Here is a 240-nt window from a genome sequence, read left to right on the forward strand (position 1 = left end):
TCCCCATTGATTCCCCCTCCCACCGACCACCCAAGTGGTACCGGCCTTAGCAATATCGACATCGTGAACCGGTTCAAACCAACGCCGCCCAGCCAGTTGCCAGCAGCCCAGGCTCGCTGCCTCATTTAGAGGTCATGTCATTTGGGCGATTGAGCAGACTCCGGGCGTGCTGATCACGGAGCATCTGGTGTCGGATGAGCTGTGGGAACTGTTCCAGCTGGTCGTGTCGGGCCCTCCCGT

This window comes from Kitasatospora nipponensis, from assembly GCF_039528135.1.
Lineage (GTDB): Bacteria > Actinomycetota > Actinomycetes > Streptomycetales > Streptomycetaceae > Kitasatospora > Kitasatospora nipponensis.